The sequence below is a fragment of the Sphingobium sp. V4 genome, from assembly GCF_029590555.1.
In the GTDB taxonomy this organism is placed as follows: Bacteria; Pseudomonadota; Alphaproteobacteria; order Sphingomonadales; family Sphingomonadaceae; genus Sphingobium.
Map to the genome: position 1 here is coordinate 227,222 of NZ_CP081002.1, position 17,032 is coordinate 244,253.

The 17,032-nt window shown below is 60.2% G+C and carries 14 protein-coding genes and 1 pseudogene; 8 read left to right on the forward strand and 7 right to left on the reverse strand.

Annotated features, from left to right (window positions below; genetic code table 11):
• Positions 1-104: 104 nt before the first annotated feature.
• Entirely contained in the window at positions 105-467 is a 363-nt protein-coding gene (locus K3M67_RS16775; protein ID WP_066858980.1) for a hypothetical protein, read from the forward strand.
• 67 nt (positions 468-534) lie between these two features.
• On the opposite strand, the gene K3M67_RS16780 is transcribed toward K3M67_RS16775, so the two are convergent.
• Entirely contained in the window at positions 535-1,197 is a 663-nt protein-coding gene (locus tag K3M67_RS16780) for an OmpW/AlkL family protein (protein WP_066858981.1), read from the reverse strand.
• Between the two features lie 625 nt (positions 1,198-1,822).
• Between K3M67_RS16780 and K3M67_RS16785 the strand changes: the two genes are divergently transcribed.
• Together K3M67_RS16785 and K3M67_RS16790 are read left to right on the forward strand one after the other, a co-directional pair.
• The gene (locus tag K3M67_RS16785; protein WP_066858982.1) at positions 1,823-2,809 is read left to right on the forward strand and encodes a UbiA family prenyltransferase; all 987 of its coding nucleotides are present in this window, start codon (positions 1,823-1,825) and stop codon (positions 2,807-2,809) included.
• 12 nt (positions 2,810-2,821) lie between these two features.
• A complete protein-coding gene (locus K3M67_RS16790; RefSeq protein ID WP_285833501.1) occupies positions 2,822-3,520 on the forward strand; it encodes an HAD family hydrolase in 699 nt (232 codons plus the stop codon).
• Between the two features lie 664 nt (positions 3,521-4,184).
• Here K3M67_RS16790 and K3M67_RS16795 read toward each other — a convergent pair.
• Genes K3M67_RS16795 through K3M67_RS16805 form a run of 3 tightly spaced genes read right to left on the reverse strand, consistent with a single transcriptional unit; the run spans position 4,185 to position 8,151 of the window.
• On the reverse strand, positions 4,185-4,628 hold the full coding sequence (locus K3M67_RS16795) for a DMT family transporter (RefSeq protein WP_285833502.1): 444 nt from the start codon (positions 4,626-4,628) through the stop codon (positions 4,185-4,187).
• A gap of 49 nt (positions 4,629-4,677) precedes the next feature.
• Complete coding sequence (locus tag K3M67_RS16800) at positions 4,678-6,978, reverse strand: GumC family protein (RefSeq protein ID WP_285833503.1); 2,301 nt, start codon at positions 6,976-6,978, stop codon at positions 4,678-4,680.
• Between the two features lie 24 nt (positions 6,979-7,002).
• Positions 7,003-8,151: a hypothetical protein gene (locus K3M67_RS16805; RefSeq protein WP_285833504.1), complete on the reverse strand. Its 1,149-nt coding sequence runs from the start codon at positions 8,149-8,151 to the stop codon at positions 7,003-7,005.
• A gap of 364 nt (positions 8,152-8,515) precedes the next feature.
• Between K3M67_RS16805 and K3M67_RS16810 the strand changes: the two genes are divergently transcribed.
• From K3M67_RS16810 to K3M67_RS16830, 5 genes and pseudogenes are all read left to right on the forward strand, one after another.
• Positions 8,516-9,949, forward strand: coding sequence for a pectate lyase family protein (locus K3M67_RS16810; protein ID WP_285833771.1), 1,434 nt, complete (start codon positions 8,516-8,518; stop codon positions 9,947-9,949).
• The gene (locus K3M67_RS16815; protein ID WP_285833505.1) at positions 9,946-11,253 is read left to right on the forward strand and encodes an O-antigen ligase family protein; all 1,308 of its coding nucleotides are present in this window, start codon (positions 9,946-9,948) and stop codon (positions 11,251-11,253) included. Before K3M67_RS16810 ends, K3M67_RS16815 begins: the two co-directional genes overlap by 4 nt.
• A 124-nt stretch (positions 11,254-11,377) precedes the next feature.
• Positions 11,378-11,585, forward strand: a pseudogene (locus K3M67_RS16820) (IS5/IS1182 family transposase); the annotation flags it as partial.
• A 565-nt stretch (positions 11,586-12,150) separates the two neighbouring features.
• Entirely contained in the window at positions 12,151-13,455 is a 1,305-nt protein-coding gene (locus K3M67_RS16825) for a radical SAM protein (protein ID WP_285833506.1), read from the forward strand.
• Complete coding sequence (locus tag K3M67_RS16830) at positions 13,445-13,687, forward strand: hypothetical protein (RefSeq protein ID WP_285833507.1); 243 nt, start codon at positions 13,445-13,447, stop codon at positions 13,685-13,687. The genes K3M67_RS16825 and K3M67_RS16830 overlap by 11 nt, the downstream gene beginning before the upstream one ends.
• Here the strand turns inward: K3M67_RS16830 and K3M67_RS16835 are convergent.
• Genes K3M67_RS16835 through dgcN form a run of 3 tightly spaced genes read right to left on the reverse strand, consistent with a single transcriptional unit; the run spans position 13,684 to position 16,951 of the window.
• Positions 13,684-14,910, reverse strand: a complete 1,227-nt coding sequence (locus K3M67_RS16835) for a dicarboxylate/amino acid:cation symporter (protein WP_066858991.1) — start codon at positions 14,908-14,910, stop codon at positions 13,684-13,686. The genes K3M67_RS16830 and K3M67_RS16835 overlap by 4 nt on opposite strands.
• 5 nt (positions 14,911-14,915) lie before the next feature.
• Complete coding sequence (gene dgcA, locus K3M67_RS16840) at positions 14,916-15,908, reverse strand: N-acetyl-D-Glu racemase DgcA (protein WP_285833508.1); 993 nt, start codon at positions 15,906-15,908, stop codon at positions 14,916-14,918.
• A gap of 5 nt (positions 15,909-15,913) precedes the next feature.
• Entirely contained in the window at positions 15,914-16,951 is a 1,038-nt protein-coding gene (dgcN, locus tag K3M67_RS16845; RefSeq protein WP_285833509.1) for an N-acetyltransferase DgcN, read from the reverse strand.
• Positions 16,952-17,032: the final 81 nt, after the last annotated feature.

The following is a 17,032-nucleotide window of genomic DNA, read 5'->3' on the forward strand; positions in this document are numbered from 1 at the left end:
TGTTCGTCGGGATCATTCGGATCCAGTTAGGCGTGCCACCGTCAAGGGACCATCCGGGATAGTCCTTATAGCGTTCGCGGCCCGCGCGTCCGATGTAACGGACCATGACGTGGACCACGATACGCCTTGAACTTGCACGCACACCGGGCTTTCCCAATGGTTCTGCGGCGCGCAGCTATGTGATGCGGCTGCCGCTCGGTGTGGATGGCCTGATCGACGAGGGCGAATTTCGTCACCATCCCGAATATGCGACGGTGCGCCGGTTCTGGCCCAATGAGCCGGATCGTCATGGCTATCTGCTGCGGACCGCCGATGGCTGGGCGCTGTCTTATGCGCCGGGGAGCGAGGACGACGAAAATCTCTTTCGCCTGGATGCACACGCCATCCAGTCCGGCAGTTATCTGACCCTGACAGAACCCGATGGCGAGCGTTTGCCCTTCGTGGTCAAGGCGCTCGCAGCGGCCTGAACTCCCTTTCTTCGTTTCCGAGAACCGTAAGGCGGGGGCATCTGTCGAGATGCCGCCGCCTCCTGGCTCACAGGCGGAAGCCGATACCGACGCCGAAGACAAGCGGGTCCAGATCGACGCGCACCTTCTGTACGCCGGCCGCCGTGGTGGACAGACGGGCGGTGGTGTCGATGTCGATATATTTGACGTCCAGGTTCAGGAACATACTGTCGTTGAGGTCGATGTCGACGCCTGCCTGAGCCGCCCAGCCGAAGCTGTCGGACATGTGCACCCTGGTGTCGCCTACTGCGCCCTCCAGCGCGCTCGACGGCTTTTCATTGTAGAAGACGGTATAGTTGACGCCCGCGCCGACATAGGGGCGAATCTTCCCCTCCGGCATGAAATGATATTGTGCCGTCAGCGTCGGCGGCAGCACCCAGGTCGATGCCAGCTTGCCCAGCGATCCCGTCGTGCCGGTACGGCCGCTCGCCGAATGTTTGGTGGTCGCGGCGATCAGTTCGAAACCAATATGGTCGGTGGCCATATAGGTGAAGTCGATTTCCGGCATCACGGAATTGTCGATGCTGACCTTCTCGCCGGGGAAGGCGGGCAGCACGCTGCCGCTCTTCTCGTTGGGCGCGACGAGGATGCCGCGCAGGCGAACAAGCACATCGCCCTGCCTGGCCTGGGCGGGCGAGGCCAGCGCGGCCGTGATCGCGGTGGCGCTCAGTAACAGGCCTTTGATATACATGATGGAGTCTCCTTCCCTTTCGTTGGCGACCCCGCTTTGCGCGTCCGTCCGATGGACGGCATTGATCCCGCGCAAGCTGCAATTTGACCTCGCGCAATGCAGCGATGACCAGCGCGTGCGAAGCAATGGCCATGTGGATTTGTCGCTGATCGGCGCATCATGACGGGTCGCATCATCAAATCTGCGTCGCCCAGCCAAAACCGACGCCTTGTCAATGACTTCATACAAACCGTTGCATGGGCAACGACATGATTATTCATCGCCTCCATCCAGCTCGTCCCTCGCCGCATCACAAGGGCAGGAAGCAAGCCGAAAATTATGGGACACGGACTCCGCCAGGAACGGCAACGCGCTCCTTTTTGCAGCGTTATTACAGTTTTCTGGGAGCTGCCTCTCTCAATCGATCGCTCCGGCACCTGCTCTGCGTCGCTGTCTATTGATGACTACCCGTAAGGGTTGCGGCGCTGCCCATTTGAACCCGCCGCCCCACTGGCGAGCGGCGGATGGCTGTGGCACTTCTTCATTGTATTGCGCAAGATCGCCGGACAGCGAGCCGCGCTCGCGTCCTGACGGATCGTCGCGAATGGAACCACGAATCTGAAATGGCCGGAAGGGACAGAGACACATGATCAACCAGTCCGACGTCAATCCAGCAGCCTTGGCGTCCCAGGCTTCGGTGCAGGACTATCTGGCAATCGCGCGCTTCGATCACATGACGAAGCATGTCTTTATTGTGCCTGGGATCGTGCTTGCTTACGCCCTGCATCAGGGTTTCGCGCAGCTTTCGGTCGAGAGGCTCTTACTGGGATTTGCCAGTGCAATCCTGATCGCATCGGCAAATTATGTGATCAACGAATGGCTGGATCGGTCGTCCGATGCCTACCATCCGGTAAAGTCGCAACGCACCGCCGTCCACCGTTCGCTCTCGCCGATCTTGGTTTATTCCGAATATCTCGCGCTTTTGCTCTTCGGGCTGCTGCTGGGTTATCAACTCGGGATATTGTTCTTCACTGCATCGGTCGCGTTCGGTATCTCCGGTATCACCTATAATATCGAGCCGATCCGGACAAAGGACAAGGCCTATCTGGATGTCATCAGCGAATCGGTGAACAACCCAATTCGTCTAATTCTTGGCTGGGCCATGGTAGATCCCCATACTTTGCCTCCGGCTAGCCTGTTCATCGCTTATTGGGCGGGGGGCGCATTCCTGATGGGCGCCAAGCGCCTGAGCGAATATCGTGATGTCGTTGCCGGGCAGGGTGTTGAAACGCTACACCGCTACCGCAAGTCGTTTCGAAACTATTCGGACGAGAGCCTTACCGTATCCTGTTTCCTCTATGCGATGCTTTCCGGGTTCTTCATCGCGGTGTTCCTGATCAAATATCGTATCGAATATATTGTTGCCTTTCCGTTCATCGCCGGACTGTTCGCGATCTATATGTGGCTAGCTTTGCGACAAGGGTCGGTCGCGCAGCGACCCGAGCGCCTGTTTCGTTCGCGTCGATTGCTGGCCACGGTTGGTTTGGCTGTTCTGTCGGTAGCTTTTGCAACCGTTGTCGACCTTCCCTGGTTGAACTCGCTGTCGCAGCCCTCGCTCATCCACGTAGACTGATCGGGCGAGATTGTGGCGACACAGCTTTCGGTCCCGCTCGACTGGAGTGCGGTTGAACTCGTGGTCTTCGACATGGATGGGACACTTTATGACCAGAAGCGTCTTCGAATACGGATGCTGGTGGCATTATTGCGGGATGCCATTGCCCGGCGGAGTTTCAACACATTGCTTACATTGCGAGCCTTCCGTCATTGTCGCGAAGCATTGGCCGAAAGTTCGTCGGAAAACTTCCTGATCGCGCAATATGCAATTCCAGCGGTTCGACGCGGCTGTACCGCAGAAACGGTGCGCGCGCTTGTAACCGAATGGATGGAAGAGCGGCCGCTGAGGATACTCAATTCCTGCCGGCGACCTGGAGTCGAGCAACTTTTCACGGCGCTTGCAAGCGCGGGCAAGCGGATTGCAATCCTGTCCGACTACCCGGCAGCGGATAAGCTGGCCGCGTTGGGCCTTGCCGCCGATTTCGTGGTTGCAGCCACTGACCCCGATGTGGGACGCCTTAAGCCCGATCCGACCGGTCTCCACAAGCTGCTGCAAATGGCCGGCGTAGCTCCCGATCGGGTGGTGCTGATTGGGGATCGCGTCGATCGTGACGGAGCCGTCGCAGCGCGAGCAAATATACGCGCGCTGATTCTATCGCGTGGTGGCAAGAGCGAGGCCAATCAGTTTGCCTCCTTCTCGGATGCGCTGTTTCAACCGCTGTTTGCGTAAATGTGGCATGCTGCCTGCTGGAAGGACATCGAGATAAGGCTTTTCCGCAGGCGCATTGATCAGCAGGTATCAGTGTAGCGGCGCAGTCTCCCAATGGATCGGCTCAGATCCACGTCTTACGCCGGTGATTAAGGGGTTGATGCGCGCCGAACGTCTCGCATAGCAGCATCACCAGGAAGCTGGGGCCGAAGCGCCTCAGGGGCGTGACATGACATGGCGTCTGCGACCGGGTGATCTGGCAGGAGCAGTCCTCCCGCACGGGACCACATTCCTCTGGCGCGACCTGAGAGCGAGCGTCTCGGTGTTATCCTTGCCCAGGTTGCACAGCCGGTCCGAGTTGCAACAGGGGCCAGTCTCGGCTGCGGCGGCGACAACGCGCTCGCGCAGCAAAATGCTCGGGCAAGGGCTTGTGCGCGGGCCGATTCCGTTCAAATGGCGAAGCATCGGCCCTCGACGCTGCAAGCGGGGCTGGCGCCTCGGATTCGATGGCGGCGGCTTCGCCTCTCAAAGGCCAGCTCCATCGGATCAATCCAATGGCGCGGATGCTCGATGCCTTTGACATGCCGCGACCTTTATGCCGAATGCCTCTTTCGCATTACGTCTGTTCATTGGCAGACCATACATCGGAATGAGGGAAGTTTCGGCGAGCAGGTCATCCCGAATGTCACAGGCTGCGGGCTGTTTCCACTCCGCCGGTCATATGTTGCGATCGTGTCTTCGATGGCGCGGACAGTCCGATCAGCATCACTCCGAAAACGATAGCGCCAACACCAACGAGTTTGCTCGCGGTCATCGCTTCGCCCAGAACAAAATGACTGGAGGTCACGGTGATGACCAGGCCCAAACCTACAAAGGGATACGCAATCGAGAGTTCAACATGGGCTAGAACGAGCAACCAAATGACGGCACTCAATACGAAACAGGTGAGCCCGCATATCACCAACGGTGAAGTTGCGACGACAATCGCTGCGCGAAAAGGCGGCAGGTCGTTTTGGGTGAGGGCGCGCTGTACGATTTCGCCCGACATTCCTATCTTGAGGATCAACTGAGCGGCCGCCGCCAAGAGGACGCTGGCTAATACCAGTCCCATCAACATCAGCTTTGCCAAAGTTCCATTCCTTTCTCGTCACCCATGTCGGTTCGGACTATGGTAGCCCTTAGCTGTGCTGCCGGCCCAGGCGTAACCAAGGCTTCGCTATCTTCTCCGGTTGAATATAATATCCGCCGCCATAGCGCGAAGCATGATCGATCGCATCGCCATAGGCACGTCTTGCGTGCTCAGTATAGTCGACGCCATTGATGACTACACCCATTAGTTCGTTGCCGAAGATATCGACCGCAGTGGCGGCTGCGCTCGGATCCGTCACCCCCCAACGGATGACAAGAATGGCGCTGTCGGCAATCGAGGTAAGAGTCTTTGCATCGCGAACTGGAATTATTGGAGGCGCATTGAGCGCGACCAGATCGAAGCGATTCCTCAACTCTTCTATCAGAGCGCGCAAACGGGGCGATTCAAGCAGCCCGCGCGGATCCACAACTTTCTGGCGGATACTTATCGTTGAAAAGCCATGCTCCCCATCGACCAGCAGTTCGTCCAGGTTCGCATGATCGCCCAAGAACGCGATCAGATCCGCTCCAGCGCTGGCGTCGTCATCCGCTTGGTTTCCAGGTCGGCGCATGTCCAGGTCGACGACAATGGCGCGTCGTCCGAGAGAAGCGGCGGCGGCGGCTAGTGCTGCAGAAATTGTCGACTTCCCGTCGTCGGGCACGGGTGAAGTAATCACCACCACTTGCGACCCGGGCTGGGTTCGCCTCGTCTCCAGTTCGATCACCAGATTCCGCATCGCTTCCGAGAACAGGCTTCTAGGCTGATGCGTGATCATCTCAGCGGGCGGAAGCTTGCGCATCTCCTGCGAAAGCAGTGGCACCATCGCCAAAGTCGGGAGGTTCAGAAGTCTCTGAACCTGGTCAGCGTTGCGGATGCGATCGTCAACGGCCTCCGCTGCCAGAGCGAGGATGACGGCAAAGGCGAGGGCCGAAATCAACGCAACAGCAAGGATTTGCTTGGTCTGCGGGAAGCTTGCGCTGTCCGGTAGCCATGCGCGAGAAACGATAGAGATATCGGCGTCTTTTGATTGACGTTCGCTTTCCCGCTTCAAACGCTCCAGGAGGGACTGATATAGCGTCCTGGTCGCAGCGGCTTCGCGTTCCAAGCTTTGCAGATTGACGTTCGATAGGCGAGCCTGAATCGTGCTCCCGCTGACCAAGCCGACTTCACGGCTCAAAGCAGATTCACGAGCCATCGCTGCAGCAGTCAGGGCTGCGGCCTCCTGCCGCTCAGCTGTTTGGACACGGGCGGTTTCCACTGATATGCGACGACGGATTTCGCTCAATTGAGATACGCTCGCCACAACCTCGGGATGAGCGCTGCCGTAGTTGACCTCCAGTTCCAGAAGGCGCCGAGCTACGGTAGCTTCCTGGCCACGCAAGCTCTCCAACAGCGCGGAGGAGGCGCTGACAGCGCTACCCCGGCCATTTTGTTGATTGTCGATAGCAGCGCGATCGGCGCGCGCTTGTGCCAGCGCTATACTGGCTTGGCTGAGTTGCGATTGTTGCATCCCCGCGGGGTCTTCAGCGATGAGACCATGGCTAGCGCGATATTGTGCGATGGCGGTTTCCGTTTCGCGCAGTTGGCGATCGAGGGCTGTCACACGCTCGGTCAGCCATTTGTGTGATGCTTCATCAGCATCGTCTTGACCTTCGGTCACCCCCTTGATGTATGTCTGTGCCACACGATTGGCGAGCATCCGTGCGAGCATTGGATCCTCAGACTTGACGGATATGTCGACAAGATTGGAATCGCCGACACGATCCACGGACAAGTTGCTGAGGAATTTTCCCGTTACATTTTCAATTAACTTCTGCTGCGCTTCCTCTATCGCGTCCTTGTCATTCAAGGATACTTTAGGCTCATTTTGGCTCGAACGCGCTGCCCCAAACCAGTTGGAGATGCTGTCAATCAGGCCCGGCTTTTCCGAGTTAGGCGCAAATTCTTCGATATTCTGCAGGCCCGCAGACTTGACGACCTGGCGCGCCAGCGACCGGGACTGGAGCAGACGGACCCTTGTCGCAATGCGGGCAGCCTCATTGGGCGGTGCGGTGATAGGGGTGTCGCCTTGTTGGTCCACACTGGCCTGCTCCAACAACGGCTTGACCAATACCGTAGTCGTGGCTTCATAGATCGGCGTGATCCGCATCAGTGCAATTATTGTTATCGCCATAATCACGGCTATTGTTGACACGATGATACGCCGACGCCTGCGCAGCAAGCGGATAAAGTCTGTCAGACCGGAGTAAATTGGCGCAGTCGCCGAGAGCCGCTCGGTCTCATTATTTGACGAAAACCGTTCAAGAGGCTTGGCCTCTTGAGTCCATGTGCTCATGGAACGACTGGCCATGACGAACTACTCCTAGCTTACGTCTTACGGTTGTTTGGACATGCCTGCTCCGGCAAAATAGCGGAGTGGCGCGGTGGGCGGCGCAGAGGGCGTCCGATCATATGCTGAATGTTCATCTTCGGGCGGGCAAACGCCTGGACGTTGCCGTGAAACATTCGCGATGGCGCCAAGCAGAAACAGCGGCACGACGAACATCATAATCCGACCGAGATTGTACTGGACGTCAAGCGCCAAGGCGAAGAGGAAAAGGGCGGCTACGACACCGACATCGCAACCATAGACTATCGGATTACGATCCCGACTGAGGCTCGCCCACCACATCAGCAAGAGAAGCATCACTGGCCAGAGATTCTGATAAACTCCCTTGGGGTTAGTCAGATGGCGAACGGAACTGGCGATCGCCGAAAAATAAGTGCTCGGATCTCGCTGATTTTCAAGCCCAGGGAGAGCGAGGGCCAGCACCAAGACGGCATAGGCCGCAAGCGCGATCGCGGCAAAGCCTGCCATCAAGAAATGGGCCTTGCGATGCTCCGGTACCAGTAGTGCCCGGAATCCAGCGCAAAGGAGCGCGATCAGCGCCACCTTCTCGTTCACGACGGTGCCCAGTATGACCACTATGGCAAAAAGCGCGACCTTGCGCTCAATCATAGCGATGGCTGTGATCATGAGCAGCGGCGTCGCTATCCCGTCCGCCGAGCCCATGCCAAGGTAGCGGGTGAGCATAAGAAATACGAGCGCAGCGGAAAAAGCCCATCCCAACGGTACATCGCGCCGTTGCGTGAGATACAGCGTCGCGAGAACCGCCGAAAGCGAAGCATATACCGCGTTGGCCGCGCACATCGCCTGCAACGCCTTGGCATATTCCGGTGTTGTATTAACCAGCGGATGCGAAATGCCTTCGCCGGAAAACAAAACGAGCGGCAGATGGTAGAATGGTGCGGCCATGATCACCGAACCTAATCGGTATACATGAGGACTCGGTGGAAGTTCGCCCCCCGGTTCTCCCAGAAACCACAACAGGTATCGCGAGTAGTTATCGAACGACATGGTGCCATAATAGGCGGTCCTGTAGGCGTCGAAGAACATCGGCAGAACAACGGCTGCGAGAATGGCCGTCAAGAAGATCGGGGTTAATAGCCTGCGATGCGCGTCCGTCGGATTTTTGCTCCACATAGTCCGGCAACCCCTAGGCGAGCGCTTCAGAGCGGACACCAAAGGTCTGCCTGAATCGGTCAAGCGAGAGGCTGGGACTCTGGGATATGGCGGTCACGGAAAGGCCTCCGTCTTTGGAACTTGTTCGTAATTTTGTATCGCAGCGCTTCCCGATCCCCATGCGCAATTCCGGGTGAACTTGACCCCTTTGGATGATGGCTATGGCACTTTGGATAGTTTCTGGAATAGTTCTTCCGATCCTCGCGCCATTCGCAATGATAGGCCTATGAAATCGGCGCTAGAATCAGTCCGCAGCGGGGCGACTCCCTGCCCCGGGGCCGTCGCGTCCGGGCTCGCGAGCCGGGGTGCTATTCCCTTGACCAATGTGCTGCGGCGGCTTTCCCACGCTTGCGCAGCCTTGTTGTTGATTGGCCCGCTCGCCGCCGAGGCCCGGAACCTTGAGGCTTTTCCCGGTGCGTCGGGTTATGGTCGGTACGCTAAGGGCGGACGAGACGGCGCCATCATCTTCGTCACGAGCCTTGCGGATCGCGGACCGGGAACATTGCGCGCCTGCATTGACGCAGAAGGTCCGCGCACCTGCATATTCCGGGTCGGCGGCATCATCCGCTGGACATCTGAGCGCCCGATAATCCGCAATCCCTATATCACCATCGCGGGACAGACTGCGCCGGGGGGCGGAATCCTGATTACCCATGGTGGCGGCAGGTACGGCGTCACGCCGCTCGTCGCGAAGAACACGCACGATGTCGTCATCCGTCATATCCGGGTAAGACTGGATAACAGGGGCGCTACACGCGCGGTGAACAGCGGGATCATTTTCGAGAATAGCAAGAATGTCATTGTCGATCATGTCAGCGTTTCATGGGCGGAGGACGAAACGATTGGCGGTCAGGGGCAGAATGACAATATAACCATATCCAACTCTATCCTGGCGGAGGGATTGCGCAGGCACGACAAATGCGCGCTTCTGAGCAGCGACCCGCTTGGCAGTCAGAATATGACATTTATCGGGAATATCTGTGCCCATAACGGAGATCGAAATCCAGACGTTAATTTCTTTCCAAAATCCTGTGTAGATGTCGTAAATAATGTAATATATAATGCTCGTTCTGATTTTGTTGAAGTATGGGAGCAACATGGTGGCAGCCCAGTCAATATTGTCGGAAATTATTTCAAATCAGGGCCTAATATGGTGCCAGGCAGATACATTATTGCCCGACAGTCGGTGAAATCGACTGGTCGCGCTCGGATCTATGAAGCAGGCAACCATATCGAAGGTAAGATCGAGCGCGAGCCTCCGCCCTATGTGCGCGAAGCGATGGTCGATACTCCAACCTGTCCGCTTGGGGCGCCGGTCCTTGATGCACGGCAAGCCTTTGGTCGCGCTTTGCAGGAGGCTGGAGCCTTTCCCCGCGACACAGTGGACATGAGGTTGGTGAAAGAGGTGAAGAATGGTACCGGCAGGATCCGCAACGCCCCCGGCATCCTTCCTGAAATTGCCGATGGTACGCCCTATGCGGACTCGGACAAGGACGGGATGTCGGACGAATGGGAGCGAACGAACGGTGCCGACGCCGGAAGGAGCGACGCATGGGCTGATGCCGACCATGATGGTTGGCGGAATCTCGACGAGTTTCTCGACTATGCGCATCGACGTTCGTTGGCGGGTTCGAGTGTCGCAGAGACCGAAGGAAGCGTGACGCGTCCCTGGACTCTGGCGGCATTGGCAGTCGTCCTCATCGCGGCTGTTATCGCCGGTTTCGGTAGCCTCTCGAATACAGGTGCAGTTTCATCATGATGGCATCGTCCTTGCCAACGAGACTTCAGAAGGCCGAGTTTTGGGCGATCCAGGCGGCTGTTTTAATGGCTCCCTTTCCCGCGATCCGTCACTCGACGATTTTCTTCACTGTCAGCGACTATCTGTTTCTCATAGCAATCATCCTTCGCCTGGGTTGCAAGATCCCGATCGCTCCGTTGGGGGCCCTGACTGGCGTATGGTTTGCTGGCTTGGTGGCATTGACAGGGGGGCTGATGGCGAGCAGCCTTGTAAGTGGCGATCCGCTCCGCGGACTGATTGTTGATGCCCAGTATGTGTTCGCATTCATGATCCTGCCTTTCGCCCTGCTCGGACGGACAAATGATCAGGCGTGGCGTCTTGTGAAATGTTTCGTGGTCGCGATGGCGGTCATGAGTGCCATTGGCATCGCATTTTATGCTTCTGGTTATAATGGTGGAACGGCACGTCGCCTCGCAATCGTGACGGGCGGAAACCGCCTCTCTGGCTTCGTCGACAATGCCAATGGTATGGCGGGCTATATCGTCCTCACGCTACCGCTGCTTTGGCTTTTGTGGCAGCAACGGAGCCTGAGTTCCAAGTATGCTCTTATAATATTGATCATCCTTATCACCGCACTTATATTAACCAGTTCAAACACAGGACTTATAGGGCTCGCCGTTGTTACAATAATATTGCTTGGAGGGCGCCGAAATCTTTTTGCGCTATCGTTTGTTGGTGTCCTCGCAACTGTGATAGCGACATGGGGTCAGCCATATCTTCCTCAAGTTTTCAAGGATAGGGTTCTTAACGCAATACTCAATGAAGATATCACGCAGGCTGGAACATACCAGGGGCGGCACGATCTTGCCGTCGAAGCAATGCGCTGGACAGAGGATCATCTTTTTCTCGGAGTCGGGGCAGATCAGTATCGGTTATTGAGCGAATATAATTTGCCGGTTCACAATACCTACCTGCTCTTGTGGGTCGAAGGCGGCTTGGTTGCGATGCTGGGCTTCGTCATTTTGTTGCTATGCATCATCGCCGCTCCCTTGACACAGCGAGGAGGCTCTCCAGCTGGGAGCGTCGCATTGGCCGCATTCGCGACCACAGTGGTCTTCGCGGGGATGGGCATGGGCTATACCCACGTCTATGCACGGTCATTGATCCTCCCGATGCTGCTGGCGATCAGCCCTGCCGTCGCCGCGATCCCGCAATTTAGAAACCGAAGGCGCAATTCATCAGCCAATGCGGAAATGCGTAACAAGATGTCTGCTGCCGCTCTCGGCGTACCGGCTCAACGGCTGAACCATTCGACTGAAGGATGACATGGACTTTACCTAATTGCCGGCAAACACCCCGGACCTGCTCCCCGAACGTTCGCTCATTCTGATACGGGGCCTGCCATTGGAAGAGCAGGTGCAATCAGGAAGGGGCGTTTCGCCCGAGGCCTCGACGCCGGCCAAGGCGCGGCAGAAGGACTGTGGTGTGCGCTGGTCGATCAAATACGACAAGGCTAAGGTCCGCGAGATGCCGACCCGAAGGCGACAAAGCCGGTTGATCTTACCATCCATATGTCCGGCCACCAAAATCGCATCGGCATTGACAACCCCACCGCTTGATCCGTGCCTGGGGCGCCAGCGCAGCCAATGGCAATGATCCTGGGACCTGATCAGGCCCGCCAGTCGCTCCAGATCGAAAATCAGGCCATCAAAATAGCCGAAGATTATACTCCATCAGCCGGCCGCGCCTCTCAACCAGCCGGCCGGGCGAAATCGGAAGGTGCCCGGAGGCGTCCATGTCCCGCCGAACTTGGAAGATGTGTATCTTTCAGGTCATGGAAGATCGCTATTTCAGCTGGCCGGCTGTCTGATTGAACGGATCGGGTCGTATCCCTAAGGTCATCGCATTCGACAAGTAGCACATGCTGCCCAGCGTTACGTAAACGCGTAAATGCTTCCTCGACTGGTCCGGTGATATCAAGAACTGAAAGTTGACGACGGTTCTTGAGATAAATCAAGGTACGGGTAAAATCCGTCTCTTATATGCCTGTCTCTGCGCAGGGGCGACATCGGCTCTGGTGACAGGACATCTCAGCCGGAGCTACTCAGCATGTCTATCGCTATCGCGATTTTTCCCCAATTGGAAAATTGGGCGGGGCAGAGTGACAAGGATGATAAAAATGCAGTTTGGCAGGCCCCTGAGAGCGGTCTTGAGACAGCCTGATGTGGACCTATCACCCCGACCTGCTCGCCCGACCGGTGCCGCGCTACACCAGCTACCCCACCGCGGCCCAGTTCACTGACGCTGTCGGGATTATCGAGATGGCGGAGCGGCTGGACCGGGTGGAGGCGGAAACGCCGCTCTCGCTCTATCTCCACATTCCCTATTGTCATGACATTTGCTGGTATTGCGGCTGCAACACCGGCGCGGCGAACAAGGCGCAACGCTTGTCCGCCTATGTCGAGGCGCTGGAGCGGGAGATTGCGCTGGTGGCGCGGCGGCTTGGCGGGCGGGGGCGGGTGCGGCGCATCGCCTTTGGCGGGGGCAGCCCCAATTCGCTGCCGCTGGTCGACTTCATCCGGCTGCTCCAGCAATTGCTGCTCTGCTTCGACGCGCAGGATGCCCGGATTTCGGTCGAACTGGACCCGCGTCGGCTGGACCGGCAATGGATCGACGCGATGGCGGCCATGGGCGTCGATCGGGTCAATCTGGGCGTGCAGACCTTCACCCCGTTGGTGCAGGCTCGCATCGGCCGCATCCAGCCGCTCGACATGGTGGAACGCGCGGTCGAGGGACTGGCTGCTGTCAATGTCGCTGTCGGTTTCGATCTGATGTACGGCCTTCCGGGCCAGTCTCCGGACGATCTCGTCGCGACGCTCGACGCCAGCATCGCTATGGCGCCGGCGCGGATCGCCCTGTTTGGCTATGCCCATATGCCCCGCCTGCTGCCCCGCCAGGCCCGTATCGACGTCACCGACCTACCGGACCTGCGGACGCGCTTCACCATGGCGGCCGAGGGACATGACCGGCTGGTCGCGGCCGGATATCACGCAATCGGGTTCGATCATTTCGCCAGTCGGGGCGACTCCCTCGCGCGCGCTGCGCAGCAGGGGCGTTTGCGGCGGAACTTTCAGGGCTTCACCGACGATGACGCCGATGTCCTCATCGGCATGGGGGCGAGCGCGATCAGCCAGTTTCCCGACCTCATCATCCAGAACGAGAAGCGCGCTGGCCCGTATCGCGAGCGGATCGCCGTGGGCCAGCTGGCAGCGACGCGCGGGCTCGTCCGCACCGGCGATGACCGGCGCCGGGGGCGGATCATCGAAGCGCTGCTGTGCCAGGGGGAGGCGCATCTGGGCATGGTTCCGCCCGTCGACCTTTCTCGCTTCGAAGCCCTGGGATTGGTTCGGTGCAGCGGAGACCATGTGCGGCTGACGCCGGCCGGACGGCCCTATGCCCGCGCCATCGCCGCCTGCTTCGACGCCTATCTGGAGCCGCAGGAAAAGCGGTTCAGCCATGCGATATAGTCTTGCCCTGTTGGCCTGCCTGAATCTGGCCATCGGCGCCGGACCGGCGGTTGCCGCCAGCCGCCCTATCGCCTTTTGCGGAACCCCGCCGCCCGGCTGGACGCCCCCCGGCCCGCGCAGGCCGGCCCTGCCCGACAGGCCGGGTGGCTACTGCCATGTTGCCGGTTGCGCCGCCAAGAAGGACCGGAGCGGCTGTGCCGGCAGGATCGTGCCGGAACGGGGCGGCCGCTAACCGTCGATCGCTTTTTCCTGCCGCGCGACGACCGCGGTGACGGTCAGATTCGCGCTGGCGCTGGCCACCGTACGCGTCATGTCGAGCAGCCGGTCGAAGGGCAGGACGAAGCCTACCACCAGTGCGGTCTGTTCCGGCGAGACGCCCACGGCAGACAGGACGGCGGCCAGCATGAAGAGTGAAGCGGAAGGGATCGGCGCGGTGCCGAAGGCTGCAAGCGATCCCGTCAGCAGCATGATCGCCAGCATCGCGGGATCGGGATGCACGCCCAGCGCCTGAAGACTGAAGACGCTGAGCAGCCCGACATACATGGCAGTCCCGTCCTTGCCGATGCTGGCGCCGATCGGCAGCACGGTGGAAGCGATCGCCGGTTCGATGCGTAACGTATCCTGCGCCACCCGCAACGCGACCGGCAGGGTCGCGGCCGACGAAGCGGTGGAGAAGGCGACCAGCAACGGGTCGATCGCGGCGCGGAAGAAGCGGCGGATCGACAGGCGCGCGACGAGCGCTATGAGCGGCAGATGGACGATCAGTATCTGCGCGATCACGCCCAGCAGCACGCAGAGCGCCAGCCAGCCGATATTGGCGAAGACGGCAACGCCATTGTCCGCCACCGCCTTGGCGATCAGGGCAAGGACGCCGAAGGGCGTGATTTCCATGACGATGCGGACGAGGTGGAACAGCACGCGACTGGCCGATTGGAGCATGGTCGCCATCGGCCGGCCTTCGTCGCCGGCCAGTATGACGCCGAAGCCCAGCAGCATGGCGAAGAAGATGATTGCCAGCATGTCCCCTTCGGCGAGCGACTGGACGATGTTGACCGGGACGATCCCGACCAGCTGGTCGTGCAACGACTTGGCTTCGCCCAGCGCATGGGGCACCGCCTTGCCCAGCGCAGTGCCCACGCCGGGACCGACCAGAAGACCCAGCGCCATCCCGACCGAAACGGCGCAGATTGTGGTGAGCGCGAACAGAAGCACCGTGCGTCCGCCGACGGATCCCAGGCGGCGCGGATCAGCCAGGGCCGTCACGCCCGAAGCGATCGACACGAAGACGATCGGGACGACCAGCATCCGGATCAACCGGACGAAAATCTCGCCGACAAAGGCGATCCAGGATGCGGCGGCGGGCCAATAGAGGCCCAGCAGGACGCCGACGGCCAGTCCGCCCAGCACGCGCTGCCAGAGCGGGACGGCGAACCAGCGACGGGCGAACGCGGTCATGGGGGTTACAGCCCGCCCCAAAAGCCCGGCTGCGGCGGCAGCAGATAACCGCGATTGCCGGTGACGCCGCCGTCGCGATCGGCCGAGAGCCAAAGCGGCCCGTCGAGATCGACGAAGGCGCTACCCGCCGCGATCGCCCAGGCGGGCGCGATCGAGAGGGAGGAGCAGATCATGCAGCCGGTCATGACGTCCAGGCCACGCACGCGCGCGGCGTCGGCGAGGTGAAGTGCTGCGGTCAGCCCGCCTGCCTTGTCGAGCTTGATGTTCACGACGCGATAGCCATCGGGCAGACCGTCGAGGTCGGCTGCGACATGGACGGATTCGTCCGCGGCGATGGCGATGGCGGACCGGAAACCATCAAGCGCGCCATCCTCATGCGCTGGCAGCGGCTGTTCCAGCAGGTCGACGCGCAAGTCGATCATCAATCCCTGAAGGTCGCTGACCTCCGCGATGGTCCAGCTTTCATTGGGATCGACGATCAGGCGCGGCGCGGGCGCAGCGGCCCGGACCGCGCGAAGCTGGGCGGCGGGATCGTTCCGGTCCACCTTGACCTTGATGAGCGGCACATGGGCCAGTGCTGCGGCCGCCAGTCCCATGGCGTCTGGCGTGTCGAGGCCGACAGTCATGGCGGTCGCGATCGGACGCAGCGGCCTGGGCAGGCTCAATTCGGTGGCGATGTCGCTGCCCGCCAGTTTCAGTTCCAGATCCCAGAGCGCGCAGTCGACCGCGTTGCGCGCTGCGCCCGCCGGCAGGATTTCGAGCAGCCCGCGGCGGCTGACGCCCTTCTCCAGCGCCTCGCGCACCGCCTCGATCTCCGCGATGCTGGTATCGACGCTTTCGCCATAGCGGGGATAGGGCACGCACTCGCCCCGACCGATGGCGCCGTTTTCGGCAAGGGTGACGGTGACCACTTCCGCGGCGGTCTTGACCCCGCGCGAGATGCGGAAGGGGGTGGCGAGGGGGAAGACTTCCCCCAGAGCGGTCAGCGTGCGGCGCATGGGATTCAGGCATTCTCCGTTGCGTGGGCGACTGTCGCGGCAGATGATTCCAGCAGACGGTCCAGGATTGCCTCCACACCCATGCGATAGGGATCGGAACAGGGCAAGCCGAACTCTTGCGCCGTGCGGGCGCACAGCGCAACGGCGTCGGCCTCCTCCATCGCGGAGGTATTGAGCGCGATGCCGACGACGCGGACGTCCGGATTGGTCAGGCGCGCAGTTCGCAGGTTCGCCTCCACGCAATCGGCGAGCGATGGCGGGCTGTAATGCGGCAGGCCGCGCATGGTCCGGCGCAGCGGATCATGGCACATGACCAGCGCATCGGCCTGGGCACCATGGAGCAGCCCGGTCGACACGCCTGCGAAGGAGGGGTGGAAGAGCGAACCCTGACCCTCGATCAGATCCCAGCCGCCATCGTGGCGATCCGGCGAAATCTGCTCAATCGCGCCGGAAATGAAGTCGGCGACCACCGCATCCAGCGGCACACCGTCCCCGGCGATCAGGATGCCCGTCTGCCCGGTCGCGCGGAAATCGGCCACCACGCCGCGCGCCGCGAGCGCACGGGCGAGGCAGAGCGTCGTATACATCTTGCCGACCGAACAGTCAGTGCCGACGGTCAGAAGGCGCTTGCCCGCGCGGCGCCTGCCATTGCCCACCGGGATGTCGGGACGGGGATCGCGCACGTCATGCAGGGTGCGGCCGAGCCGCGCGGCCGCTTCCACCAGCCGGGGTTCATCCTTCAGTCGCTGGTGCAGCCCCGATGCAATGTCCAGCCCCGCCGCCATCGCGGCGAGCGCGTCCTGCACCAGATCCTCGCCCAGCCGGCCGCCGGCATTGGCGATGCCGAGCACCAGCGTCCGCGCACCCGTGGCATAAGCCGTCGCGAAGTCCATCCTGCGCAGGCCGAGTGTCAGGCGGCACTCGTCGTGGCGAAATTCCCCCACGCAGACATCCGGCCGGAACACCGCCAGGCCGCGCGAAGTCTTGATGCCGATCTCGTCATTGCTGTGGCCGAGATAGAGGAGATAGGGCGTGGCGATCATGGATGTCTCGAACCTGTGCTGATGGGACGTCCGCTGTATCGTCCCGGCGGGTCCAACCCCAATAGCAAGGCCCGCATAGGC